At 61.4% G+C, this 9,153-nt stretch carries 8 protein-coding genes and 2 pseudogenes; 4 read left to right on the top strand and 6 right to left on the bottom strand.

Translation table 11 applies throughout. From position 1 onward, the window contains the following. Positions 1-502 (bottom strand): helix-turn-helix domain-containing protein (locus JC607_RS12395; RefSeq protein ID WP_198837234.1); only part of this gene is annotated, 502 nt, incomplete at its 3' end. Between the two features lie 265 nt (positions 503-767). Between JC607_RS12395 and JC607_RS12390 the strand changes: the two genes are divergently transcribed. Together JC607_RS12390 and JC607_RS12385 are read left to right on the top strand one after the other, a co-directional pair. After that, the gene (locus JC607_RS12390; RefSeq protein ID WP_198837233.1) at positions 768-1,034 is read left to right on the top strand and encodes a hypothetical protein; all 267 of its coding nucleotides are present in this window, start codon (positions 768-770) and stop codon (positions 1,032-1,034) included. 85 nt (positions 1,035-1,119) lie between these two features. Beyond that, complete coding sequence (locus JC607_RS12385; RefSeq protein ID WP_198837239.1) at positions 1,120-1,329, top strand: hypothetical protein; 210 nt, start codon at positions 1,120-1,122, stop codon at positions 1,327-1,329. Positions 1,330-1,390: 61 nt separating this feature from the next. Here JC607_RS12385 and JC607_RS12380 read toward each other — a convergent pair. The 4 genes and pseudogenes from JC607_RS12380 to JC607_RS12370 form a co-directional block, all read right to left on the bottom strand. Next, positions 1,391-1,504: pseudogene (locus JC607_RS12380) on the bottom strand (IS110 family transposase); the annotation flags it as partial. Between the two features lie 273 nt (positions 1,505-1,777). After that, on the bottom strand, positions 1,778-1,978 hold the full coding sequence (locus JC607_RS25405) for a DDE-type integrase/transposase/recombinase (protein WP_370584797.1): 201 nt from the start codon (positions 1,976-1,978) through the stop codon (positions 1,778-1,780). 546 nt (positions 1,979-2,524) lie between these two features. Then, positions 2,525-3,592: a ParB/RepB/Spo0J family partition protein gene (locus tag JC607_RS12375; protein ID WP_370584795.1), complete on the bottom strand. Its 1,068-nt coding sequence runs from the start codon at positions 3,590-3,592 to the stop codon at positions 2,525-2,527. Then, a complete protein-coding gene (locus tag JC607_RS12370) occupies positions 3,589-4,899 on the bottom strand; it encodes an AAA family ATPase (RefSeq protein ID WP_198837232.1) in 1,311 nt (436 codons plus the stop codon). The genes JC607_RS12375 and JC607_RS12370 overlap by 4 nt, the downstream gene beginning before the upstream one ends. Before the next feature lie 354 nt (positions 4,900-5,253). On the opposite strand from JC607_RS12370, the gene JC607_RS12365 reads away from it, so the two are divergent. After that, positions 5,254-5,985: a hypothetical protein gene (locus tag JC607_RS12365; RefSeq protein WP_198837231.1), complete on the top strand. Its 732-nt coding sequence runs from the start codon at positions 5,254-5,256 to the stop codon at positions 5,983-5,985. Positions 5,986-6,030: 45 nt separating this feature from the next. Further along, a pseudogene (locus tag JC607_RS25400) lies at positions 6,031-6,593 on the top strand (ATP-binding protein); the annotation flags it as partial. A gap of 552 nt (positions 6,594-7,145) precedes the next feature. Here JC607_RS25400 and JC607_RS12355 read toward each other — a convergent pair. After that, positions 7,146-8,189, bottom strand: coding sequence for a hypothetical protein (locus tag JC607_RS12355; protein ID WP_198837230.1), 1,044 nt, complete (start codon positions 8,187-8,189; stop codon positions 7,146-7,148). Positions 8,190-9,153: the final 964 nt, after the last annotated feature.

Here is a 9,153-nt window from a genome sequence, read left to right as displayed (position 1 = left end):
GGGCGATTTCCAACGGGTGGCTCGCAGCGAGACCTCCCGGCGTGGCCAGATGGCGCCGCTCGGCCTTGTCCTTGCCTTCTCGCCGGGACATCAGCTTTGCTTGGTCGCGCCCCTCCAGCCAGCGATCCAAACGGCGGATCGACGGCGGCGTCAACCCTTGCGCCCGACAGTCAGCGGCAACCTCGCGCCAGAACCGCGTCCTGGTGGGCTTGCGACGGGTGGCATAAAACCCCGTGAAATGGCGGAATACAATCTCTTCCACCGCTGGGTCGAGGGGATGCATGCCCGGCTTCGGCCCACGCGTATTACGCAGAAGTGCACTGGTCCGCCCGTCCTCGCGAAACTGCTTCACCAGACGAAAGAGCGTGGATCGGCTGACATTCAGCTGATGCATAGCCCGTTCGACGGCGCTCGGGCTCAGCCGTTCCGGCAGCTCCGCCAGCGCCCGGGCGCGAAATTCGGCCTCTTCCCAATCCTTGTCAGCAACAGGATTATCGGACATGATCTGTTCCGTGCGCGGATGTCGAGCCGTCTCACAAACAATGAATCAAATCGGTGTCCAATCTCACATACCCTGAATCAGTCTCAGAAATGCGACGCAGGCAAACCATTGAAAACAAATGGACCGAAGTCTCAATAACTCCGGCAGACCGACAACTTAGCAAAACGCTCACGGCAATCGTGCCGTTGGTGCCTGGCTTCCTCGGAGGAACGGTTTCGACTTTCTTCCCGGCGTAGTTTAACGCCTTCTGCGCGGGAGCGCTCTGATGCGTATCTCAAGCGATCCCATCTGCAATTGGGTGCCTGTAAGGGCCACTGATGGCCCTTCCCGCCTCGAAGTCCTCTCAGAGCTTCAAGAGCCTGTGTCTTCCTACCGGGACGCGCTCTGGCGGCTCTTCGAGTACCAGCGTGAAGCCGGTATCGACTATCAGAAAACGCCCATGCCTTGGGCCATTCGGCTTGTCGCTGATATGTTCTGGATCGAACCCAGGAAGGTCCGCGCTGATCTGATCAAAATGGCGCAGGTGTCCTGATGGAAGAACTTTTCGCCATGATCGTTGTCTTTGCTGCCGGTTGGGTCGCCGGTTGGTGTCATGGCCGACACGGGGGTGACGCCTGATGGATCCTGTCATTGGTGGCGCTCTTATTCAGGCCGGTGCTGGCCTGTTGGGCGGCATGTTCGGCAAAAAGGCCAATCCGGGGCGCGACACGCGCCACGTGATCTTGAACCAAGTCGGCACTTGGCGCGAAGCTGGTGAACGCTTCGGCTTCAATCCCCCTGACCTTTGCTCAAGCTTCCGGCGGCACTGTCGCGCCCGGTGGCTCTGACCCGAACTACATGGACAATGCTATCGCTGACGCGGGTATGATCCTCGCGAATGCGTGGTCCAAACGTGCTGATGCCCAGAACACGGTTACGGTGGTCGACGACGGCCGCGACATGCAAATCCTTGTGCGTCTCGACGCCACCGATGACATGAGTTTCCTCTGGATACACTGCCATCCGATTATCCTTTCCTGGGGCGCCTGTTCGCTCGTTGCGCCGAAGGATGCAGGGACAGGACAGTCACGGGACCGGATGGTCATGTCCTTCCTGGGTCACGGCAGCATCTTCGAGGCCAGGCCTCCCCGCAGGGGCTCCCGGGTGATCAACAGATCCAGGGAAAGACACGTGTTGGATCAATCAGAGTGAGGATCAGATCACGCCCGAAAGCACTGCAGCACCCGCCGGGCGAACGGTCAATCAGTGTTTGTGTCAAACCACCCGAAACTGGCATCAAGTGAATGACTGTCCGAGTGATGGAGCAACGCATCGCCCCCCTCGACGCCATAGGGCCATCATAAAAGCATCCATGACCTGAGAGGCATCCCCATCAGCTTTCACGGGACAACCCGCGGCGCGCCGAGATAAGAGATCCAGCACGACGGCAATGCAGAGCCAGCCTTCCACCGTCCGGATATAGGTGAAATCGGCCAGGCGTCACAAACGGATCTGAAAAGCGCATCGTCTGGCCCCTACCCCTCGGACCATGCCCGCCTGTCAGAGCAAATCTCGTGCGGGCATCATTGCAGCGCAGGCGGCTGCCCCCCTCGCGGCGACCAGCTCTTTTCGTTTGGCTCAACGACCGTATGCTTTCAGGCCAGCCCGAGCGCATTTTCGGCGCATTCCGGCAGGATGCAGGCCACAGATTGCCAGACGATACCGCGGGGATGTCCCTGTCCGGCTGTTGCGAGTGCCGCACTCACGGCAGAGCTGGGTGTGATGGCGGCTGCCTGGTCTGCATCACGGAGGCGGAGTGAACGATGACGTGGCCGTATGGCTGTCATGATTGCACGGGGAGGTCGGCGCGCTGCGGATCATAAGGGCAGGATTTGCCGCAGCATCAGCGTCATCTCCCCGTCAGGGCGTTACCGGCCGGTAACTTCGGCGCAGACCCCGGTTACCGACCGGTAACAAAAAAGCGGGCGATCCGAAGATCGCCCGCTCAGATACCAGGATGTCCTCTGCCCCCTGATCGCAGCCTCAGTCCCCGGCAGAAAGGGCCGCGTGGAAGGCCTTCACCGCGCGCTCAAGAACACGGCGCTCGACCGACGCGAAATCAATCGCCGACTTGATCCGGAACTCTCCCTTGCGCGCGGTAACCTTAGACTCGCCAACGTGGAACTCATACTTCTGCCGCTCGGCTGCTGCGGGCCGCGAAGACCTGGCGACACCCCCATCTGGTGCAACCAAAAAGGCCCGCAGCACCGCTGTCTGATCCTCTGCGGATGCCGCAGCGGCAAGCCTGCCACGCAGATCAGCCACGCTGTCCTCACCCAAAGACACAAGACGGCGCGCGACATCCACACCCAGATCGCGCGGCACCGCCTTGGGAAAGACGAGCGTCTCACCGAGGCTGCTGACCAGCGTAACAAAGCTGCGAATATAGGCCCGCTTCACCTTGTGCAGCGAGCGGAATAGCCGCGACACCGCCTCGTCCGTGCCATTGATCCCGGCTTGCGGGTCCTGTGCCAGCTGCACAGCAATCTGCGCCATTTCCGCAAAAGTCAGATCTTGCCGGATGACATTCTCTTCCACCATGTCGACATAGAGCTCTGCCCGGTCAGGGCCAGCGACTGTCACGCGGGCCAGGATGGTCGCAAAGCGCGGATCGCTGGTTTCCGTTGACAGCTGCCGCAATGCGGTCAGCCGGCGCCAGCCGGTCTTCAGCTGATAGGCCCCGGAGGCGTCGATAAAGACCTCGACCGGTTCCCGCTGGCCACGCTCGCGCAGCGAGGCTTTCAGCTCATCCATCTCGTCGCCGATGGCCACCATATCCAGATCAAGCCGGTCACGCGGCAGCGCATCACTGGCAATCTGATCCAGCGGCAGCGCGACCAGCACCCTGCCCTCTTCCCGCGCCGCCCGCAGCTCTTTGGCATCGGTCGCATTCTGGCGGCGCTGCTCGATCAGACCCTCGCTGGCCTCTTGTGCGCTGGCCGCGCTCTCGCGCACCGCAACGCCCATCGGGCCCGGCTCACGGCTGCGCCGCGTTGGCGCGGACGGCAAATCCGCCGGAGAGATCCCGAAACGATTGCCCTTGCTGGTCACTTCCTGGCCTCCTTTGCGGTGTTGCGGGCCTTCCAGGCCGCAAGAACGGTAAGCTTGAATTCCTGATAGGCATTGTCGAAAGACAGCCGGGCACGTTTCCAGGTCTCGCGGGTCATCTCACGGTAGTCCTGTTCGTAGACCGACATCTGGAACCTGCCGGATTGTTCGACTGCGCGGGTCATTTCAATCGGGCTCTGGCAAACATCCGCGCCGAACACATTGCGGAAGGCCTCCAGCATCGCAGTATGCAAAGGGTTGGCGCTCTCAAACCGCGTCATCAGAAGCCGTATATCGAGGAAAGCCTTGGGCAGGGTGATCCCTGCATCCGATGCGATCTTCTCAAAGCCGACGCTGATTTCTTGCAGCGCATCCCCCAGCTGGCCGAGGAATGACGTGGTCGAGTCATATTCCCAATACCCCGGCCCCGACGGGATGTAGAGCACATCTGCCGCAAAAGCCGCGTTCAGCGACTGATAACCGATGGCGGGCGGGCAGTCGAAGATCACAAGGTCATACTGGTCTTCAGGCAGTTCATCGAGGTAGCGCGCGACACAGCCAAAGAACGACCAGGCCTTATGCAGCGAGCGATACTGGGCGCTGGCAAATTCAACAAAAGCTGCATTGGCGCATGAGGGGATGATGTCGATGGTGGGCCAGGAGGTATTCTGAATAAAATCCTGCGCCCGCATCAGACCGATTTCCTGCACATCTTTCGGCAGCTCATCGGCGGCGGGGTAGGGGCAGTCTGCCGGGTCGTCATAGGTTTCCATGATGCGGTCGGCCTCACGGCACAGGTCCCGGCACATGATGCCCCAGACCGTGTTCCACTCTTTCACCTCAACCAGACCCATCGAATGTGTCAGCGTGGCCTGCGGATCAAAATCGACCACCAGCACGCGGTAGCCATCCAGCGCCGCCGCATTCGCCAGGTGCTGCGCCACGACGGTCTTGCCGACCCCCCCCTTGAAGTTCGATACCGCAACTCTCAGCGCGCGGCCCTTTGGCCGCTCGGGCAACATTGCGCGGCCCCGAAAGCGGATGCGCCGCCGCAGCTCATTGATCTCTTGCAGCGAGAACCAGCGCTGGCGCCCGTCATCCTCGACCGTGCCCTGTGGCAGTGAGGGATCTTCGGCCAGCTTCTTGCGCAATGTGTCAGCAGGCACATCGAACATGAAGGTTGAAATCTCCCAGATCGAGAACGGCCGCAGCGTCTTTATCTCTGATGGGGAAAAGGTCGCCCGACGCACTGCAGCCTGTTGCGCAAGGCTGCGCTCGTTCATGTCCTGCAAATAGCTGTAATCGCGCATCTGAAACTCGCGTTGTTGTTCGTTAGAACGTGAATAGCGCGAATTTCAGATTGTGCCAAACAGGAAAAGCGCAAATTCCCGTTCTTTGCGCCGATTCGCTCAAGAAAGCGCTGGCTTTAAGGGCAAACTCTATATTTGGTGACAGGAGGCCCAGGATAATCCAGAATTTGGTGACACCTCGGGTGAGATAGGGTGACACTCAGGATGACACCCTATACCTAAGATACCTGATTTCTTTAAAATTTCTTGATAGGGGCAAAATCCCGTCTTCGAAAAGCATTTGACAAATAACGGGATCGTGTCAGTTTGAGATCCAAGAGGGAATCGGAACAAATCCGGCAGATGGGCAGTATCATGCAAAGTCACCGATTGACCGGCCCGGGGGCTGGCAGTGAGAAATATGATCTTCTGACAGCGATGGCCGTCAATGGCCTTTCTGCCGGTGGCACCCGCCAGGCGACTATGATGCGGCTGATTGCGCTGGTCACGGCGCGCTATAACTGGGCGGCGGATGAGGTCACGATCGGGCAGCGCGAGATGGCCGCGCTCTGGTCGGTGGATCAGCGCACTGCCAAGCGTGAAACGCGCAGGCTGATCGACGCCGGATTGCTTGAGATCACACGGCCAGGCGTGCGGGGCAGGGTGGCCTCCTATCGTTTGTGCCGGGCAGAGATCTATCGCCAGACGGCGCCGGGCTGGGCCAGTGTCGGGCCTGATTATGATGCGCGCATGTCCGCACGCCATATCCCGGCCGAAGAGGCGCAGGCTGCGGCAGAGGTGAGTTCGCCCAAAGTGGTGCAGGTCAATTTCGGAACCCGGCCCGTGATGCTGCCGACTTCGGCGCCATGGGACAAGGTTCTGGCGCGGCTGGCGGCCGATCAGCCGGGCACCTATGCTGCCTGGTTCAGCCAGCTGAAGGGCGGCGAGCCCGGTCACGATGGAACATTGCGCGTTGTTGCGCCGTCAAGATTCCTCGCTGTCTATATCGCAAGCCGGCTTATGGTGCCTTTGGAACGGGCTGTGGCCTATGGATACGGGCGCAATCTGCGGTGCAGTATCGTCACTGAGGACCAGCCCGCTTCGTGACTATCCTTGTAATTCTTCCATGAGGTGGAGTATTTGCAAGGTATGTTTGCGGCTTTGCGCGGGCAGATCGACACCCGCAGGCGCAAAGGGTTCCGCACAGGCCAGTTTCTGCTGCCTGGCTCTGCCTCGAATGTGCTGCTGCATCAGTTGGCGGAATCTCTGGCGGGCAGGGTACGCTATATCGGGATGCCGCCGCTTTTGCTGCCAGAGCTTGGCAGTGAGCAGCTGAACCGTCTGTGGTCGCGGGGCGGCTTTCCGGACAGTTTCACTGCATCGAGCGACCGGGCGAGCCTGGCCTGGCGAGAGGATTTCCTGCGCACCTGTCTGGAAAGAGACATTCCGGCGCTTGGCCCGCGCATTCCCGCCACCACCCTGCGCCGCTTCTGGACCATGCTCGCCCTAGCCAGGCCGGGCTGTTCAATGCCGCAGCCATCGCAGAGGGCCTCGGCGTGTCTGGCCAGACGGTCGGGCGCCACCTGGATCTGCTGGTGGATCTGATGCTGGTGCGGCGGCTGACGCCCTGGCATGAAAACCAGGGCAAGCGGCTGGTGAAATCCCCGAAAGTCTATGTGCGGGACAGCGGCCTCGTCGATGCGCTGCTGGGGCTGTGGTGCCTTCAGTTCACCAAGGCAGATCTGCGAAAGTCAGCCGCTCTGTCTGATGCGCCATTGGACAACGCCTCCGACAGGGGATCTGTTCCGGGCCAGCCTCCTTACCACCTCGGACGGGCAGGGGGCCGAAAGCGCGATGATCCGCATCGAGGGCGAGCAGACGAAACCGGCGCCCCATGGCAGGTTCAGCCGCATCGAAAGACACAGTTGCCAGGCAGAAGGCCCGAAACAGGTATCACAAATCTGGCTGTCGGCATTGGCGGTATGTGCCAGGGCCGGGGGGCTTTCTTAGAGTCATTGCCGAAAGATGCAGATGACTATCCAGACATCCCCGAAGATAAATCTTTAACAGCCAGGCAGTTGAGTGGTCGAGGCGGAAGATTTGGTAGCCGCGATACTCTCAGGCAGCCATGCTCCAGACATCGAATTCCGGTATTCTCCCGATTGGTTTCGCGTCTTTTACGGAGCGCGGAAATACCACCGCACGCATGAAGGCGGGCGGGGTGCGAAGCGGGGCCGGCAAGCCCGGAGCGAACCGCAGGGGGTGTTTCAGCTGAGGGTATCGTCTTCCTCAAACTCCTCGACGCCGCGCAGCTCGGCCGGAAGCAGCGCCGGCGGGGCCATGCCGCCGAAAGGATCCATGAACAGCCTCTCGATCAGCGGTGCGCGATCGGCACTGCTGTCGGCAAGGATCCGGATCTCGTGACGGTCCTGGTCAAAGCGGGCTTCACTGATCTCACCGGCATCACACAGCCGTTCCAGCTCGGTCAGAACGGCATGGGTATAGTCGCGCAGCTCTGCCGGGTCTGCGGGGCTGGCAGAGATCTCGTCGAACCGCGCCATATGGGCGAAGGCGAAAAGCACAAGCTGCATCAATGCGTCACCCGCTGATGCGCCCCGGTTCAGGCGATCAGCAACAAGCGCCTCTCCGGCAGAGGTCAGCTCTATGCCCAGAGTGACGAGGAAGTCCCGCAGCCCTTCCAGCAGATCGGGGTCGAGCGACGCGCTCAGCTGCGCGGCCTGGAATGCCATCGGCACACCGCCGATATCATCGGCATAGCCGGCAGGCACCGGGCGGGGGCGGGTCTGACCTGCAGCATGAACGGAAGGCGTTGACTCGATAGCCCTGGCGGCCGGCAGGGGAGCGGGCTCTGAGGGTGCCATCGGTGTGGGTTCGGGCACCGGTTCGGCGACCAGCCCGGGGTCCGGTTCCGGCAGGGCCGCCTCCGCCGCAGTCCGGGCTGTCAGCGGGACCGGATCCAAATGCTCAGCCGGTGTTTCGCCGGCCTCCCGCGAAGCGCCGTCCAGTATCGGCCCGGGCTGCGGCGCGGGAGATTCAACTGCCACCGTCAGCGGGCGCAGCACCATCTCGCGCCGCTTGCCAAGGAGCCAGCCGAACCAGCCCGGCTTTGTCTCATATTCCTCGACCAGGCCCGCCGCTTTCAGCCCGACCAGCAGCCGCGCCACGTCGAGCCCGCGTCCGCGACCGACAACCGACAGGCGGATGCGCGGGACAGGGCCGAGTTCGGCATGGAGCTTTCGGATCAGGGTCAGCAATTCCTGCTCGGCGCAATCGCCTGGTTTCTCTTGCATGATGCCCTCACTAGAGATCGGGCGCAGGAAATCGCAGATTGCCGCAGACTGGTCAACGGCAAGTGAAGCCTGCCGCACATCAGATCTTGCCGGGTACAGGCCTTTTGCCGAGGCCGGGCAGGATATGTGTCCTGACCCCATGCCCTTGGCTGATCTGCGTTGCGGGCTTCCATTGACCCGCACATTCGGCAAGCCCCCGCTCGGAGACCTCAGCCATGGTCGCATCTGCCCCGACGCCCTGTTGCGCGTGTTCGGTGTGGAGCAGGTCCAGGACAGCGGTGGCTGCCAGCCGCGCGGTTCCCCTGGAAGGGCGACTGTGCAGAACAGCCATGAACGATGTGGCCACCGCACGACGGCTCATGGCGCTGGAGGTGACCTGCGGAGCGCCGACTTGGGTCGCTGCGGCAAAATAGGCCGCGGATCGCCTGGTCCGGGAGCAAAGCTGATGACATAGGCGGAGAGCCCCGAGGGCATGATCATCACTGAGGCGCGGGCTCTGCCGGGGGATTCAAACGCATGGTGTCTTCCGGGAAGAAGGCATTGCGGAATTTGTAACGGATTGCGGTGATCGGGAAAGCTATGATGCAGGAGATGTATTGCGCTGGTTGGGTTACTGATGCCCGGTACTCCTGACCGCAGTGATAACAGAAGATAAATTCATGTCAGACCTTCAGGCAGGCCGCAGCATGTCGCGGCCCTTCGTGAGCACAGCGTAAAGCGCGGCCCCTTGCGGACGGTCGGCCACGCCGATGCTGCATGGCCGCATCTCCGGAAGCAGCCGCGCATCTGGTGCCGGCCAAGCCCAGGCCGTGATTTGCCAGCCAGGCGGACAGTCTTTGGCCGAGTGGTATTCCATGTCAGCACCAGGTCTTCCATTGCGGCGCAGTGTCGAATTCTCAGGCTGACGGGTGCTTGCGCTGGCTTCGCCGCTTGACTTACTCCACCTTTTTCACGGCAAAGAACG

This window comes from Paracoccus sp. IB05, assembly GCF_016405985.1.
Taxonomy (GTDB): domain Bacteria; phylum Pseudomonadota; class Alphaproteobacteria; order Rhodobacterales; family Rhodobacteraceae; genus Pseudogemmobacter.
This window is presented reverse-complemented; position numbering and strand designations above follow the sequence as displayed.

Coding starts and splice junctions, on each gene's coding strand:
- JC607_RS12385 (WP_198837239.1), top strand. CDS start 1,120: ATGGATCCTGTCATTGGTGGCGCTCTTATTCAGGCCGGTGCTGGCCTG.
- JC607_RS12390 (WP_198837233.1), top strand. CDS start 768: ATGCGTATCTCAAGCGATCCCATCTGCAATTGGGTGCCTGTAAGGGCC.
- JC607_RS12355 (WP_198837230.1), bottom strand. CDS start 8,189: ATGCAAGAGAAACCAGGCGATTGCGCCGAGCAGGAATTGCTGACCCTG.
- JC607_RS12365 (WP_198837231.1), top strand. CDS start 5,254: ATGCAAAGTCACCGATTGACCGGCCCGGGGGCTGGCAGTGAGAAATAT.
- JC607_RS12370 (WP_198837232.1), bottom strand. CDS start 4,899: ATGCGCGATTACAGCTATTTGCAGGACATGAACGAGCGCAGCCTTGCG.